Origin of the sequence: Novispirillum itersonii (assembly GCF_014205675.1) — a bacterium.
Lineage (GTDB): Bacteria > Pseudomonadota > Alphaproteobacteria > Rhodospirillales > Rhodospirillaceae > Novispirillum > Novispirillum itersonii_A.
The window spans coordinates 131,950-147,598 of the sequence record NZ_JACIIX010000005.1; the positions used below are offsets into that span (position 1 = coordinate 131,950).

Genomic DNA, 15,649 nt, shown 5'->3' on the forward strand with positions numbered 1-15,649 from the left:
CTCAATGCCGCCCGGCCCCGCCGCCGGGCCGCCGGTCCCACATCACCCGGTCCAGCGGGATCGACAGGCCGACCGCCTGCATCCGCGCCGCGCCGGACAGGGCATCGGTCAGGGCCGGCCCCATCACCGCCCGCTCCAGCGCCGCCTGTTCCAGCACCGCCGAATCGGGCAGCCCGATCTCCAGCGCCAGCAGCAGATCCTGCACCGTCGCATCATGGCTGGAACGGGTGGACACCCAGCGCCCGTTTTCCGCCCGCGCCACAAAATGCGCCGCCGACAGCCGTTGCAGCAGCAGGATCACCGCATCCTCCGACAGGGCGGTGACCGCCAGCAGGCCGGTGCGGTCCAGCCCGGCCCCGCGCGGGGTGGCTTCCTCCAGCGCCCGCAGCAGATCCAGCGCCATCACCAGACGGCCCAGCCCGCCGTGGTCGGTCAGGCCGATCCGGCGCAGCCGCCATTCCGGCAGCGCCGCCGCCAGTTCCGCCCCGCACAGCACCACCACCCACGACAGGTAGATCCACACCAGAAACAGCGGGGCCACCGCCAGCGTGCCGTAAATGCTCTCATAGGTGCGGACGTTGCTGATAAAGGCGACAAAACCGGCGCGCAGCAGCCAGAACAGCCCCGCCGCCACCGCCGCCGCCAGCAACGCATCCCACAGCCGCACCCGGCGGTTGGGCACCAGATAGTACAGGCCGATCAGCCCGGCGAAGGTCACCAGCCCCGGTGCCATCACCGCCAGCAGATCCAGCAGCACCGGCACCCCCTGATCGCGCAGCCCCAGTGCCATCACCCACGACGCCAGCGAGAACATCCCCCCCAGCAGCAGCGGCCCGACCGTCAGGAAGGCCCAGTACAGCAGAATCCGCAGCACCAGCGGCCGCGCCCGCCGCACCCGGAAGATGACGTTGAAGGTGCGTTCAATGCTGACCAGCAGCAGCACCGCCGTCACCGTCAGCCCCAGCGTGCCGACCAGCGTCAGCCGCCCTGCCGCGCCGATGAAGCGGGCCAGATTGCGGTGCAGCGTGGTGCCGACGGTCGGCACGAAATTATCGAAAATAAACCCCTGCACCGCCCCGCGCGCATCCTCGAACACCGGAAACAGCCCCAGCGCCGCCAGCGCCAGCGTCAGGAACGGCACCACCGCCAGCAGCGAGGTATAACTGAGCGCCCCCGCCGCCCGCAGCACCGCATCGCCGCGCGCCCGCTGTGCCAGATGCAGGGCAAAGGCCAGCGGCCCCGCCTCCCTCTGCGTCAGCCGCCGCACCGTCAGCCGGTAGCCGGACGGCCTGACCCCGCCGGGGGTGTGTTCGCCGGGGGTGTGCTCACCGGGACTGCTCATGGCTGTTTCCAGTTTTGCGGCCGTAACGGCATACTGTTTCCCCTTTCTCTGCGGAATCTTTGACGCAATGCGCAACTGGTGTAGGATGCCGCCCTCTTTGTAGCATTGCTGCACGGATTTAACACAGACAGAGGGTACCCTGATGACCGCGTCCACCCAGCTTATGGCGGGCAAAAAAGGCCTGATTATGGGCGTTGCCAACGACCGCTCCATCGCCTGGGGCATCGCCAAGGCCTGCGCCGCCCAAGGGGCTCAGCTCGCTTTTACCTATCAGGGGGATGCGCTGGAACGCCGCGTCCGCCCGCTGGCCGAAAGTGTCGGCAGCCCGCTGGTGCTGTCGTGTGACGTCACCGACTCCGACAGCATGGATGCCTGCTTTGCCGCCATCGCCAAGGAATGGGACGGCCTTGATTTCGTGGTGCATGCCATCGCCTTTTCCGACAAGGAAGAGCTGAAGGGCCCGTATTACAACACCACCCTGCCCAACTTCCTCAACTGTATGCATGTGTCGGTGTATTCCTTCACCGACGTGGCGCGCCGCGCCCAGCCGCTGATGAAGGAAGGCGGGTCGCTGGTCACCCTGTCCTACTACGGGGCGGAACAGGTGATGCCGCACTATAACGTGATGGGCGTCGCCAAGGCGGCACTGGAAGCCAGCGTGCGCTATCTGGCCGCCGATCTCGGCCCCAACGGCATCCGCGTCAACGCCATTTCCGCCGGTCCGATCAAGACCCTCGCCGCCTCCGGCATCGGCGATTTCCGCCTGATCCTGCGCTGGAACGAACTGAACGCCCCGATGGGCCGCAACGTCACCATCGAAGACGTCGGCAACAGCGGCCTGTATCTGCTGTCCGACCTCGGCTCCGGCGTCACCGGCGAAGTGCTGCACGTCGACTCCGGCTATCACACCGTCGGCATGCTCAACCCCGCCAGCGCGGGCGAGCTGTCGGACCTGCTGGCCTATTACAAGAAGGACTGATCCCCCGTGTCTGGCAACGGTTTCGGCACCCTGTTCCGCTTCACCACCTTCGGCGAAAGCCATGGCCCGGCCATCGGCTGTGTGGTGGATGGCGTGCCGCCGCGCATCCCGCTGTCGGAGGCTGATCTTCAGCCGTGGCTGGACCGGCGCAAACCGGGCCAGAACCGTTTCGTCACCCAGCGGCAGGAGCCGGACGCCGTCCGCATCCTGTCCGGGGTGTTCGAAGGGCAGACCACCGGCACCCCCATCGGCCTGCTGATCGAAAACACCGATCAGCGGTCGAAGGATTACGGCGAGATTGCCCAGCAGTTCCGCCCCGGCCATGCCGATGTCACCTACTGGCAGAAGTATGGCATCCGCGACTATCGCGGCGGCGGCCGGTCCTCCGCCCGCGAAACCGCGATGCGGGTGGCAGCGGGCGGCGTCGCCCGGGCGGTGCTGAACGCGCTGGTGCCCGGCGGTGTCATCATCCGCGCCGCGCTGGTGCAGCTTGGCCCGCACCGCATCGACCGCAGCCGCTGGAACTGGGAGACGGTCAACACCAACCCGTTCTTCTGCCCCGATCCCGGTGCGGTGGCCGACTGGGAAGCCTACCTCGACGGCGTCCGCAAGGCCGGATCCTCCTGCGGGGCGGTGGTCGAGGTGGTGGCCGATAACGTGCCCGCCGGTCTCGGTGCCCCGGTCTATGACAAGCTGGATGCCGACCTCGCCAAAGCGCTGATGTCGATCAACGCCGTCAAGGGCGTGGAAATCGGCGACGGCTTCGACACCGCCGCCTACAGCGGGGAAGACAACGCCGACGAAATGCGGATGAACGCCGATGGCTCGATCCGCTATCTGTCCAACCACGCCGGGGGCATCCTCGGCGGCATCGCCACCGGCCAGCCGGTGATCGCCCGCATGGCGGTGAAGCCGACCTCCTCAATCCTGACGCCACGCCACAGCGTGGACATCCACGGGACCGAGGTGGACGTGCGGACCAAAGGCCGCCACGACCCCTGCGTCGGCATCCGCGCCGTGCCGGTGGCCGAAGCGATGATGGCCGTCACCCTCGCCGATCACCTGCTGCGCCATCGCGGCCAGTGCGGCAGCCGGTAAACGGCCCACGCCTTCAGAAAACAGGAAAGGGAGCCTGCACCGGCTCCCTTTTTTGTATCATTCCGTCCCCCCGGGCTGCCGCCCGGACCCAACCCCACAGCGGTCTGCCGCCCGGCCCCGCTTGGGGCCATTGGCCCCAAACCCCGTTTTATTCTCTTAAGGCCATCAAAACAGGCTGCGGACTTCTGCCAAGACGCCCACCCGGCCCCAAAACGGGATCCAAGGGCCAATGGCCCTTGGCGGGCGCGGGTGGAATCCGTAAAGCCCCTTGGATCCATACCCCGGGCTGCCGCCCGGACCCGCTTGGGGCCATTGGCCCCAAACCCCGCTTTAGTGTCTTAAGGCCATCAAAACAGGTTCCGGACTTCTGCCAGAACGCTCACCCGGCCCCAAAACGGGATCCAAGGGCCAATGGCCCTTGGCGGGCGCGGGTGGAACCCGCATTCGCCCTTGCATTCATACCCCGGGCTGCCGCCCGGACCCGCTTGGGGCCATTGGCCCCAAACCCCGTTTTGGTGTCTTAAGGCCATCAAAACAGGCTGCGGACTTCTGCCAAGACGCCCACCCGGCCCCAAAACGGGATCCAAGGGCCAATGGCCCTTGGCGGGCGCGGGTGGAATCCGTAAAGCCCCTTGCATCCATACCCCGGGCTGCCGCCCGGACCCGCTTGGAGCCATTGGCCCCAAACCCCGTTTTGGTCTCTTAAGGCCATCAAAACAGGCTGCGGACTTCTCTCAAGACGCCAGTCCGGCCCCAAAACGGGATCCAAGGGCCAATGGCCCTTGGCGGGCGCGGGTGGAACCCGCATTACCCCTTGCATCCATACCCCGGGCTGCCGCCCGGACCCGCTTGAGGCCATTGGCCCCAAACCCCGTTTTGGTGTCTTAAGACCATCAAAACAGGCTGCGGACTTCTCTCAAGACGCCAGTCCGGCCGCAAAAACGGGATCCAAGGGCCTGAAGGCCCTTGGCGGGTGCGGGTGGAACCCGCAAAGCCCCTGACGCCCCGTCCGGTCCCTTCGTACTCAGATGGAGCGCATCAGGCCGCCATCGACCCGCAGGCTCTGGCCGGTGATGTACCCGGCACCGTCGGAGACGAGGAAGGCGATGGTGGCGGCGATTTCCTCCGACGTGCCGTAGCGCTGCATCGGCACCCCGGCGCGGCGTTCCTCGGTGGCGGGCAGGCTGTCGATCCAGCCCGGCAGCACGGTGTTGATGCGCACGTTGTCGGCGGCGTAGGTATCGGCGACCAGCTTGACGTAGGCGTTGAGACCGGCGCGGAACACCGCCGAGGTCGGGAACATGGCGCTGGGTTCGGCCACCCAGGCGGTGGAGATGTTGACGATCGCCCCGCCCTTCTGGGCCTGCATCACCGGCACCACCAGTCGCACGGCACGGATGACGTTCATCAGGTAAACGTCCATGCCCTTGTGCCAGTCTTCGTCGCTGATTTCCAGAATCTGGGCGCGCGGACCATGACCGGCGCTGTTGACCAGCGCATCAATGCGGCCCCAGCGCTCCATGGCACCATCGACCAGACGCTTCAGGTCATCGTTGGACTGGTTGGATCCGGTGACGCCGAAGCCGCCCAGTTCGGCGGCCAGTGCCTCGCCCTTGCCGGAGGACGACAGGATGCCGACGCGGTAGCCATCCGCCGCCAGCCGCTTTGCCGCCGCCGCGCCCATACCGCTGCCACCGGCGGTGATCAGGGCCACTTTTTCTGCTGTCATCATCGTTCTCCGTGGGAAAGGCTGTCGTTTGACTGCCCCTGTTGTACCATGGGGGCCGGGGCACGACGAACCAGTTCGGCACCGTTGAGACTATAGAAAAACTATCGGATCCTGCATCCATGACCGACACCCCGCGCCGCCTGCCACCGCTGAACGCCCTGCGCGCCTTTGATGCCGCCGCCCGCAGCCTGACGTTCCGGCAGGCAGCGGAGGAACTGGGGGTGACGCAGGGGGCAGTGGCCCAGCAGGTGCGCGGGCTGGAAGCCCTGCTGGGGGTGCGGCTGTTCGACCGCCTGCCGCGCACGCTGGCGCTGACCGATGCCGGGCGCGCCTATGCCACCACCCTGCGCCGGGCCTTCGACCTGATTGCCGAGGCGACGGCGGAGCTGCTGACGCCGGAGCCGCAGCACCTGACCATCAGCGTCACGCCCAGCTTTGCCAGCCGCTGGCTGATCCCGCGCCTGCCCGCCTTCACCGCCCTGCACCCGGAAATTGACCTGCGGATTCTTGCCAGTGACCGCATTAGCACCTTCCAGTCGGACTCGGTGGATCTGGCGGTGCGCTATGGCCGCCCGCCGTTCGGGGCCGGGCTTCAGGCCGATCTGCTGTTCGATCAGGTGCTGGTGGCGGTGGCCAGCCCGCTGCTGCTGGCCCGCCTCGGCCCGCCGGAGACGGCGGCGGATCTGGCCCGCTACCCACTGCTGCATGATGCCCACACCCTATGGCCGCAGGTACTGGAGCAGGCCTTCCCCGCCGGAACGCCCCCGGCCCCGCACAACATCCGCTTCAACCAGACCGCTCTGGCGATTGAGTCGGCGATTGCCGGACAGGGTCTGGCGCTGGCCAGTCACTTTTTTGTCGGGGATGATCTGCGCGGCGGCCGCCTGAGCCGGGTGTTTCCGGGGGTGGAGGTACGGACCGGAGCGGATTTCTACGTCATCAGCCCGCGCAAGCCGCGCCACCCGGCCCCGGTGGCGGCGGTGCGCCAGTGGCTGCTGACGGCCGCAGGCCGGGCCTGATCCTGCAACCTTATCCCGGACCCAAAGCCTTTCCCCGGGCTGCCGCCCGGACCCAAAACATTTCCCCGGGCTGCCGCCCGGACCCGCTGGGGGCCATTGGCCCCAAACCCCGTTTTATTTCTTAAGATCATCAAAAGAAACTGATCGTCTTGTCAGAAAACAGCCGCCCCCCGCCACCGCAGACTAGAAACGACAGAACAGACAAAACGGGGCAGCGTCGCCACTGCCCCGTTCCGTCACCGACAGGTCAACCTGTCCTGCGGTTCAGATCATCTTATACCGCCCGGCCCATGAACTGACCCGTTGGATCAGTTCATGCCGAGACGGTGACGCTCAGATGCCGCGCGGGCTTGCCGGCCGCCAGACGGATCATTTCAAAGGGCGGCCGATCTTACTTTTCAAACCAGATTTCGACGCGGCGGTTCTTGCCTTCCGCCACATTGTCCTTGGTCGAAACCGCCAGCGTGCTTTCGCCCAGCGACTTCAGGTCCAGCGCCTTGGTGGCGACACCCATCTTGGCCAGCTGGGCGGCAACCGCCTTGCTGCGCTTTTCCGACAGCGCCTGATTGGCCTTGGCATTGCCGACCGTATCGGTATGCCCGGCCAGATAGATGTTGATCGGCTTATCCGCCGCCTGTTCCTTGGCGACATCGGACAGCACCGTCATCGCCGCCTTATCCAGCGCCGCCTTGCCGGTGGCGAAATAGACCACATAGCGCATGGTCATCTTCGGCTTGGCCGCCATCACCGGCTCCGCCTTCGGCACGCACAGGGCCATCGCCTTGTCGTAATTGCCCTTGTAGGTGGCGATGTCGTTGGTCTGCCAGCCTTCCTGCAACTGCTCCATCCAATGTTCGAACGACACCTGCGCCTTGGCGCAGGCCTCCGGCGCATCCTTCGGGGCCTTGGTCGCCAGCGCGGCAACCAGTCTGGCGCGGGCGGCGGCCACGTCGGCATTGCCCTCGAGACCGCGTTCCTTCGGCTCCTGCGGGGTCGGGGCGGTGCCATTGGCGGCAGCGCGGGCGCGTTCGGTGAAATACTGCACCGACGACCAGTTGCCTTCATTCTTCTCGAAACGGGCACTGTCCAGATAATTGGCCTGCAAGGCAGAGGTAAAGGCATCCCCTTTGCCCTTCATACCGGCCACGCCGTCGATGTCCCAGTTCTCAGCGCAGCCGCTGAGAGCCAAAACCGCCACGCCAGCAACAGACCACGCGATGAGCTTCTTCATAGTGCCATTTCCTCTGCTGTTCCAATTGCCCCACAGGGTTGACCGCCTGCCGGTATGCAGGCAGGCCGGTCAACCATGCCGGTGCCGCCGCGCTCCGGTGGCGGGGTGCCACCCCGGCCCCCCCTTGACGCTCCGGCGCGCTGACAGACAAAAGGCTACTCCTGATCTCTGTCAGGCGGAAAGCCACTTCGGGAAATGTGTCCAGCCTGAAAATATCCTTCGCAAACAGACAGTCGTTCTCTGGTTTTACGACAGCATCCGCTTGACCGTATCCTTCAGGCCAAGCCGGTCAAGCTGGCGCAGGGCAAACCGCCGCACCGCCCGCACGACAAAACGCGGATTGACCTTCAGGCTGGTGCGGTTGCGCTCGATCTGCTCCAGCAGCGCGGTGTTTTCCGCCAGAGAGGCGGCCATCTCTTCCGCCGTCAGCGGCTGCGGTGCCTCAGCCCGGCCCCAGCAGGAGGCAATCCGCTGATCGGCCTGCAAGCAGGTCAGGCCTGCCCGCTTGCCCAGCAGCGCCAGCGAGCGGCTGGAGAAATGCACCTTGTGGGAAATGTGCCAGTAGTTCCGCAGATCAAACTGATAGGCCCCGGCGCTGACATCATTCAGCGACGGCACCTCAATATACAGCACACCGCCGGGGCTGAGGTGATCGCGCAGGCGCAGCAGGAAGGCCAGCGGATCGCTGATATGTTCCAGCACATGGCAGACAATGATCAGGTCAAAGGTTTCCCCGGGCTGAAGCTGCTCCAGCGATCCGCGCCGGGTCTCGACCCCGTTGCGCCCGGCAGCGGCCAGATAGTCGCGGTCAAAGTCCAGCCCCAGCACCCGGCAGCCCTGATCCCGGAACACCGACAGGGTGCCACCGGCCCCGCATCCCACTTCCAGCACCGTCCGCGGCGTGACCAGCGGCGCAACCGCCGCGCTGATCTCCGGCCCGACCATCCGGCGTTGATGGGCAAACAGGCCATCCGGCTGGGGATGCCCGTACAGCCGCCGGTAGAACTGCGCATAAAAATCCGCCAGAACCTCCTCGGGGTAATACAACGCCTGCTGGACCGTGCCACAACAGTCACACAGGCCGGTGGGGTAATAGAAGCCGTAGCGGTCAATCTCGCCGACCACGGTCATTTCAGTCCCCTGACAGACCACACAACGCTGCGGCACCAATGCGGTATCCGGGGCATGCGCAGCAACAAAAGCCTCGCGTGCCTCCCGGGCCCGGGCATCAAGGGATGCATAGCCCCCTTCGCCGGATTGATAGCGTGCGCGCAGAAGCTTTTTCTTCATCACCCGAAGGCCCTTCATACCAGAATCACTGCCCCGCAGACCCGATATCCGGGCGCGGGAATACCACCGGATACTGACGGCTTTCATCAGCTTTTGCGAGAGGGTTTCAGGGCGCGGCCCCCGCCGTCAGCCGCAGCAGGCTCAGGGCGGCCTGCACCCGGGGGCGGATGTCCCATTCCGGCTGTGGCGGGGTCAGGCGGATGGCGATCTGGCGCAACGGTTCGGCAATCACCATCGACAGGATCAGGTCCGCCGCCAGCGCCGGATCCGGGCAGGTGATCACCCCGCGCGCCCGGTGGCGGGATAACCAGCCGGCCAGCAGGGCGCGGGACCGGTCGATCCCCGCCGCCGTGTAGATCTCCAGCACCGCCTCCCGCTCCGGAAGATCATTGACCAGCAGCCGGAACAGCCCGACCGCCTCCGCCGTCAACACCCGTCCGGCAATCAGGATGAGACTGTCTTCCAGCACCCGCAGCGCCGCCCCGGCATCCGCCGCCTCGGCCTCAAACGCCAGCGGAAACGGGGCGGTCCAGTCGCGCAGGATCAGGGCAATCAGCTCCTCGCGGTTGGCGGCAAAACGGTAAACCGTCTTTTTCGCCACATTGGCCTGCCGCGCCACCGCCTCCATCGTCGCCGCCGCATAGCCCTGCGACAGCAGGATCTGGGTGGCTGCCTGCACAACTTTTCCCCGCAGGTCCTCTTCCGGCAGGGCGGGGCGCCCCCGGGGGCGGGGCGGCGGGGCGGAAGGCGGCACGGGAACTCTCCGTTTGACAGCTCAGGGGGGCGGATGATACTCCGTAATTAGGAAACGATCAAAGTTTCCTAATTACGGAGTATCATCATGACCGACAGAACCCCCCTCTCCCCCGACCCCGCCCGGGCCGGAATCGCTTACATCGACGACCTGCTGGCCCCCGCCCCGCTGCGGCTGGAAACCGGTATCACCCGCCTTGCCGATGGCGCGCTGGTGGTGGCGGTGCGCACCGACCTGCACGGCTGCAAGGGCCGGATGCTGGACTGGTGGTTCAAGCAGTTTGACACCACCCAGCACCTGAAGTGGTGGCACCCGATCGACCATCTGGAGCATTGCGGCTGGGACCGGCACTGGCAGAAAGGCAAAAACTACGTTGGCGCCACCATCCGCGCCGTGGAGGCCCTCGGCGATTTTCCGCCGGTGTCCGCCACCATCAAATTCCACGACCCGGAAGAGGTGTTCACCCCCGCCCTGTACCGTCAGACCATGGCCGACGGCCACGCCTCCGCCGCCGTCTACGCCCGCATCGGCTTCGGCGAGGATGTCCGGCTGGATGCCAACGGCGACCCGGCGGACCAGATGGTGCATGTGGTGCGCGATACCAGCTACGGCGCGGTGCTGCGCAGCCGCTTCATCCTCGGCCAGACCGCCGCCGGAACCGGCCACACCCTGCCCGATGCCATCGGCCTCGGGCTGCTTCAGCACTGCTACGCCGAGTTCACCTATCTGTCGAAAGTGCTGCCGTCGCTGTACTGGGCCGATGCCGACAACCGCGCCGATGTGCCGCTGATGTGGTAACCCGCGATCAGGGATTTATGGGGTGGCGGGGCCCGCACCGGCAGGCTCTGCCGCCACCAGCACCAGACCATCTTCCTGCGCCCGCTGCGCCGCCAGCGCCCGCACCGCGCCTTCCAGCCCGCCGCCCTGCCACGGCGGCAGAACCGCCAGACCCAGCAGCGCCAGAACCCCCGGCTGCTCCTGCACCACCAGCCGCCCGGCCACTGCCCCCTCCACGGTGATCACCCAGACCTCCGCCCCGGTGGCGGCGAAATGGTCCCGCTGCTGGAAGAACTGCCACGTCAGGAACTCCGGCCGCTCCGCCTCCGGCAATCCGGCCTCCGCCATCTCCTGCCAGCGGCTGACGATGTACAGGCCGCGCAGACTTTCCAGATCCGACGGATCTTCCGGACGCAGGGCAAAATCCGGGGCAGTCTGCGGCATGGCGGGGCCTCCTTGCGGGAAAACGGCCCGCAGCATGGCGGGAAACCAGATCCGGCGCAAGAACCGCCCGGTGGGCGGTGAGATGCCCCCTTTTTCGAGAAAAAGGGAGCGCCAAAAAGCCTTGGGGAAAGTGGGAGGGTCGCAAAGACGGTTCTACGCCCCCGTGAGGGGGCGACGACGGGACTCCGATCTGGAGGAAAGGCCCCACGGAGTTTCAATCCACGCCCCCGCGAAGGGGGCGACCCTTGCCGTCTCGCATCGCAACAAACATCGCGTCAGTTTCAATCCACGCCCCCGCGAAGGGGGCGACATTGTGCCCGACGTCTATACCGACTATATGAGCCTTGTTTCAATCCACGCCCCCGCGAAGGGGGCGACGGGCTGACTGATGAGGGCATGATGAGCCAAGACCCTGTTTCAATCCACGCCCCCGTGAGGGGGCGACATTTTGGCGGGATCGGACAGGCTCACGGTCACTCCGTTTCAATCCACGCCCCCGTGAGGGGGCGACTCTTTGAGCGGAACCATCAATTCCGTTTCTGCGGAAGTTTCAATCCACGCCCCCGTGAGGGGGCGACAGGACGCGGTGCGTATCGCCGATACCGATACGGCGTTTCAATCCACGCCCCCGTGAGGGGGCGACCTTCGGATCGACGAACCGGCCTCGTAATAGCAGGTGTTTCAATCCACGCCCCCGTGAGGGGGCGACCAGGACGCCGACAACATCTATTTCGTTTACCGCCACGTTTCAATCCACGCCCCCGTGAGGGGGCGACGTGACGCTGGAAATCGAATACGAGGACAAAGAACGGTTTCAATCCACGCCCCCGTGAGGGGGCGACCCGCCTGCGGTACAATCCACCTAGCCAGCGGACAGGTTTCAATCCACGCCCCCGTGAGGGGGCGACCTCAAGCACTCTTCAAGCATGTGCGGCAGGTTACTGTTTCAATCCACGCCCCCGTGAGGGGGCGACGTGGTGATTTCAGCGAGCCGCCGGTACCATTCCGGCGTTTCAATCCACGCCCCCGTGAGGGGGCGACGTATCGACAGGCGTTTTACGGATCACGCGGGAAAGTTTCAATCCACGCCCCCGTGAGGGGGCGACGTCCTGCTGACTGGGCTGGCCCTCGACAACGCCGTCGTTTCAATCCACGCCCCCGTGAGGGGGCGACTGGGTGTCTGGCAATGCCTTGACCCGGCACTCAAAATACACCCTCTACCGCGAACCTCCAAATCCCTGCTGCCAAACGGCGTCATTATTCCGCATCCGGAAATATTTATCCAATCCCCTCAACCTCTTACGCCACCGCGAACCCCCCGGAGTCGCAGCGCCTGCTTGCGGTTCGCGGTGAAGACAGAAAAACCCCGGCCCGGCGCAGTACGCCGGAACCGGGGTTTCCTGACACCCAATCACAGAAACGGGCTTTTTGGGTCAAGCCTTTTTCCCGAAAAAGGCTTGCTTCCCCACCGTCCGCAGGACGGTTCCGCCGCCCCGCCCCGCCCCCGGATCAGAAGCGGTCAATCGCCTCCACCCCGGCGGGCAGGCCGTCGCGGTTCCACGTCACCACGTAATCGTCAAAGCTGCGGGCCGGGCCGGTGCTGCCGGGGGCGCGGCCAATCTTCACCCGGTCGAGCAGCGCCTTGGCCGGAGTGGAGCCGAGGCGGTCGGCGTGGCGGTAGACCTTCAGGCCTCGTGCCGTCATTTCCCCCCGGCTGGCGGAACGGTCGTGGTCAAACATATTGGCCAGCGCCGTCCACACCGTTTCCAGATCGGCCTCGGTGAAGCCGCTGCGTTCGGCCAGCGGGGCGGAAATGTAGCCGTGCAGGCGGTACAGCGCATAGGGCACCACATATTTGCGGCCCATGGTGCGTTCGCTCTCGCGGTCCTTTTCGTTGGTGACGGCCATGCGGGTGACGGTGATTTCCTGCACGGAAATCGGCTCCGCCGAGCGGGCGAAGGTCAGTTGCAGCGGCCCGCGCACCTGCCCGCAGTTGACACCGGTAGTCATCACCGCACCGAAGGTGCGGACATCGAAGAAGGTATCGCACATCCATTGGGTCAGGGCGGCGGCGGCGGCGGGGTCGCTGGTCGGCTTGAAGTTTTTGGCGTCCACCTCCAGCGCGGTGTAGGCGCGCTGGTGCTGTTCGTTCAGTATCGCCTTTTCGCGCACATAGATATCGTGGCGGGGGGTGCCGCCCAGCGCCAGATCGACGTAATTGCGGAGTTTCCGCTTGATGCAGACATCGGTGACGATGCCGTGCTGGTCTTCAAAGTTCTGGCGCGGCATGTTGCCGGCATCGGGGTCGCCGTTGGGATTGCCGTTGGTGACATCGAACAGGTAGACGAATTCATAACGGTTCTGCAACACGGTCATTTCGCGGCCTCGTCAGAAGAAACATCGGGGGAAGCGGCGGCGCTGTCCGCCTTCTTCCGGTACAGGTCGGTGCGCTGGTGGTAATAGCCGACGGCAAAATGCGCCTGTTCCGACAGCGACAGGCGGTCCGGCATCGCCCCCTCACTGGTCAGCAGCTCCATGATTTCACCGATCTGGCGGTCCTTGGTCTGGCCGTATTCATCCTTGGCGATGTGGTGGGTGGCCAGCTTCAGCAGCACCGGGAACACCATGGCCGGAGTGGCACTGGCGGCGGCGAAGTAACGGTCCTTGATGGTGGCATTCAGGCCGGGCAAGGCATCTTTCTGGGCCTTCTCCAGCACCGCGAACAACCGCCCGAGGCAGTAGGCCGGGGTCTTGTCCTGTGGGTTCAGGGACACGGTGATCTCCTGCGAATAATTGCGGATCAGGGTGGCTTTCAGCAGGCCGACGCGCAGCGCCGACAGCGGATCAAACTTTTCGCTCTGGCCGTGGCGGATGCGTTCCAGCACCAGCGGCAGCAGCGCCGCCGGATAGGGCGTGCCGTGCAGCACCGCGTTCAGCAGGGTGGTCACCAGCGGGCCGGGTACCTCTTCCCGCTTCTGTTCCGGCACCAGCGTGGTCAGGCACTGCCACAGGCCGAACATCTGCGGTTCCTCTGCCGGATTGGGGCCGGAGGGGACCACCGCCATGGCGGCGTGGTGGCGCTGCACATTGGTCAGCACCGCGCCGAGGGTGGTTTCCTCCCAGTAGCGCACCGTCAGGCGGGCCTTGCCGGGGGCCGACAGGCCAAGCAGGTAAAAGCGGGTATCGGCCTCCACCCCGAGCACATCGCGCGGCGGCACCCCCGCGCGGATCTGCCGCAGGGCGCGGTCCAGCCGCTGTTCGGTTTCGGCATCGCCTTCCAGCCCGTCGCCGGTCAGAAAGCTGTGGACCAGCGCCTCGCCGCCGTCTTTCAGGTGCAGGTTGGCCCAGTAGACCAGCGTGGTATCGCCGATGGTCAGCTTCTGGCGGTTGGCATCGCTGCCGCGCAGCAGGTGGTTCAGGGCGGTGGTATAGGCAAAGGCGGCAGGCTGGCCGATCGGGGCCGACAGGCCCTGATCCTTGGCGCTGCGGCCATAGGAACAGAAGGATTCTTTATTGAACGACACCATCGCCGCGCCGGAGGTCTGGGCATCCACCACCCCGCGCAGGGGCGAATGGACCTTGGCAACCGGCTGGATCTGGCCGGTGATCAGGCACTGGCCGGTGACGACATCGCCTTCCGCCGCCGCGCACCGGGCCAGCCAGGCATCGCGGAAGGCCGGGCGGTCGTGCAGGAAGCCCGGCTCCCCATCCAGCATGAACACCACATTGGTGGCGGTGATCTCGGCCCAATGCTCCAGCCCGGCCGCCTGTTCCGGCTGCCACTGTGCCAGAAAGGCCAGAAAGGCACGGGCCCCGGCATCGTCCACCCCGGTCAGAACCTCCGCCTGCAAGGCCCGGAACGCCGGGAAATGCTTCGCGATTTTCTTGGGGTCTCCCCCCTCTTCCGCGCCCAGTGCGTACGAGGTCTTATCCCAGAAGGGAAAGGCCATCACTCCGCTGGTGCGCGGGCTGGCAGGCTTGGGCACCACCATCGGGCGCGGCAGAACCTTGGAGGTTTCCTTCTTGCCCTTGCCCTGCCGGGTGATGACGGTGTTGCGCAGGTCGGTCACCCCCCGGACGCTGCCGTCCGCCCGCAGCACCACCGCCCACGAAATCCTTTCCACCCCGAAGCCAAGACGGGGGATTTCCCCCTCGCCGTCCTCCGCCGCCAGCCGGTCATACAGTTCATTCAGCCGTTGCAGGATCATGACACCAGCCCCACCTCGGCCCGGGGCGGCACATGCAGCACGCCATCCACCAGTTTCGCCCGGAAGAAACACGGAGCCCGCCCGTTGGCGTGATCAATGTCGTACAGCATCCAGCCCAGATCCCGCTCCCCGCGCAGGCTGTCATCGACCGGGGAAAGATCGCCGCTGACCGGGCCGAAATCGGTGGCCGAAAACTCCCGACAGCCCAGCACCGGATGCTGGAAGCTCTGGCCCTTGGCCAGACGGCGGGTGAAAATATCCAGATGTTTCCCGGGGTTGTCCTCCGGCCCGGCGCGGTCGGTCATCTCGAAGTGGGCATCGATGATGTAATCGACATCGGTCAGCAGCAGGCTGACCCGCTGCTGGCGGTCGTCCTCGATAAAGGTTTCCAGCCGCCCGCCGCGCCCGGTGGCCACCCGCGCCGCTTCCTGCCCGGAAACCTTCGAAGACAGCTCGTTCCGCCGCACCGACTGAAAGCGGATCGGCTTCAGCACCGTGATGCGGTCCACCACCCAGCGGATGGCCGGTTTCCAATGTACGCATTCCAGAATGCCGCGCGCCGCCGACGGGGTCATCACGTCGTAGGAGACCCGCTCCACCTTCATTTCCGGCCGGGTGAAACAGGCGTATTCCCCGCTGACCCGCATCCGCACACCAAAGGACATCGCGCTTCCTCCTCTTCCCCTCCACCCGCTCCGGCTTTCATGGCCAAAACAGGAAAATCCAAGGTCGATCATTATGCTGGAGCTGTTACTTTAAGATGTAGTTAAAGGCAGGG

13 protein-coding genes and 1 CRISPR repeat array are annotated in these 15,649 nt (G+C 65.8%); of the genes, 4 read left to right on the forward strand and 9 right to left on the reverse strand.

The annotated features are described in order from the left end of the window. Window position 1: 1 nt before the first annotated feature. Window positions 2-1,342 carry a YihY family inner membrane protein gene (locus tag FHS48_RS08565; protein ID WP_184263145.1) on the reverse strand — a complete coding sequence of 447 codons (1,341 nt, stop codon included), beginning with the start codon at window positions 1,340-1,342 and terminating at the stop codon, window positions 2-4. Between the two features lie 142 nt (window positions 1,343-1,484). Here FHS48_RS08565 and fabI point away from each other — a divergent pair, with 142 nt between their 5' ends. Continuing rightward, complete coding sequence (gene fabI, locus FHS48_RS08570; RefSeq protein WP_184263146.1) at window positions 1,485-2,321, forward strand: enoyl-ACP reductase FabI; 837 nt, start codon at window positions 1,485-1,487, stop codon at window positions 2,319-2,321. Window positions 2,322-2,327: 6 nt separating this feature from the next. Continuing rightward, a complete protein-coding gene (gene aroC, locus FHS48_RS08575) occupies window positions 2,328-3,419 on the forward strand; it encodes a chorismate synthase (protein WP_184263147.1) in 1,092 nt (363 codons plus the stop codon). Window positions 3,420-4,443: 1,024 nt separating this feature from the next. Here aroC and FHS48_RS08580 read toward each other — a convergent pair. After that, window positions 4,444-5,148 (reverse strand): SDR family oxidoreductase, encoded by a 705-nt coding sequence (locus tag FHS48_RS08580; RefSeq protein WP_184263254.1) that lies wholly within the window; start codon window positions 5,146-5,148, stop codon window positions 4,444-4,446. 119 nt (window positions 5,149-5,267) lie between these two features. On the opposite strand from FHS48_RS08580, the gene gcvA reads away from it, so the two are divergent. Further along, window positions 5,268-6,167 carry a transcriptional regulator GcvA gene (gene gcvA / locus FHS48_RS08585; protein ID WP_184263148.1) on the forward strand — a complete coding sequence of 300 codons (900 nt, stop codon included), beginning with the start codon at window positions 5,268-5,270 and terminating at the stop codon, window positions 6,165-6,167. 391 nt (window positions 6,168-6,558) lie between these two features. On the opposite strand, the gene FHS48_RS08590 is transcribed toward gcvA, so the two are convergent. From FHS48_RS08590 to FHS48_RS08600, 3 genes are all read right to left on the reverse strand, one after another. After that, on the reverse strand, window positions 6,559-7,398 hold the full coding sequence (locus tag FHS48_RS08590) for an OmpA family protein (RefSeq protein WP_184263149.1): 840 nt from the start codon (window positions 7,396-7,398) through the stop codon (window positions 6,559-6,561). A gap of 246 nt (window positions 7,399-7,644) precedes the next feature. Further along, entirely contained in the window at window positions 7,645-8,688 is a 1,044-nt protein-coding gene (locus tag FHS48_RS08595) for a class I SAM-dependent methyltransferase (RefSeq protein WP_184263150.1), read from the reverse strand. A gap of 106 nt (window positions 8,689-8,794) precedes the next feature. After that, window positions 8,795-9,442 carry a TetR/AcrR family transcriptional regulator gene (locus FHS48_RS08600; RefSeq protein WP_184263151.1) on the reverse strand — a complete coding sequence of 216 codons (648 nt, stop codon included), beginning with the start codon at window positions 9,440-9,442 and terminating at the stop codon, window positions 8,795-8,797. A gap of 87 nt (window positions 9,443-9,529) precedes the next feature. Between FHS48_RS08600 and FHS48_RS08605 the strand changes: the two genes are divergently transcribed. Further along, the gene (locus tag FHS48_RS08605; RefSeq protein ID WP_184263152.1) at window positions 9,530-10,240 is read left to right on the forward strand and encodes a DAPG hydrolase family protein; all 711 of its coding nucleotides are present in this window, start codon (window positions 9,530-9,532) and stop codon (window positions 10,238-10,240) included. Window positions 10,241-10,255: 15 nt separating this feature from the next. On the opposite strand, the gene FHS48_RS08610 is transcribed toward FHS48_RS08605, so the two are convergent. From FHS48_RS08610 to cas5c, 4 genes are all read right to left on the reverse strand, one after another. Next, on the reverse strand, window positions 10,256-10,663 hold the full coding sequence (locus FHS48_RS08610) for a hypothetical protein (RefSeq protein ID WP_184263153.1): 408 nt from the start codon (window positions 10,661-10,663) through the stop codon (window positions 10,256-10,258). A 211-nt stretch (window positions 10,664-10,874) separates the two neighbouring features. Next, a CRISPR array of direct repeats spans window positions 10,875-11,836; the repeat unit is 31 nt; unit sequence GTTTCAATCCACGCCCCCGTGAGGGGGCGAC. A gap of 336 nt (window positions 11,837-12,172) precedes the next feature. Next, the gene (cas7c, locus tag FHS48_RS08615) at window positions 12,173-13,039 is read right to left on the reverse strand and encodes a type I-C CRISPR-associated protein Cas7/Csd2 (RefSeq protein WP_184263154.1); all 867 of its coding nucleotides are present in this window, start codon (window positions 13,037-13,039) and stop codon (window positions 12,173-12,175) included. Then, the gene (cas8c, locus tag FHS48_RS08620) at window positions 13,036-14,871 is read right to left on the reverse strand and encodes a type I-C CRISPR-associated protein Cas8c/Csd1 (protein WP_184263155.1); all 1,836 of its coding nucleotides are present in this window, start codon (window positions 14,869-14,871) and stop codon (window positions 13,036-13,038) included. The genes cas7c and cas8c overlap by 4 nt, the downstream gene beginning before the upstream one ends. Then, window positions 14,868-15,536, reverse strand: a complete 669-nt coding sequence (cas5c, locus tag FHS48_RS08625; RefSeq protein ID WP_184263156.1) for a type I-C CRISPR-associated protein Cas5c — start codon at window positions 15,534-15,536, stop codon at window positions 14,868-14,870. The genes cas8c and cas5c overlap by 4 nt, the downstream gene beginning before the upstream one ends. Window positions 15,537-15,649: the final 113 nt, after the last annotated feature.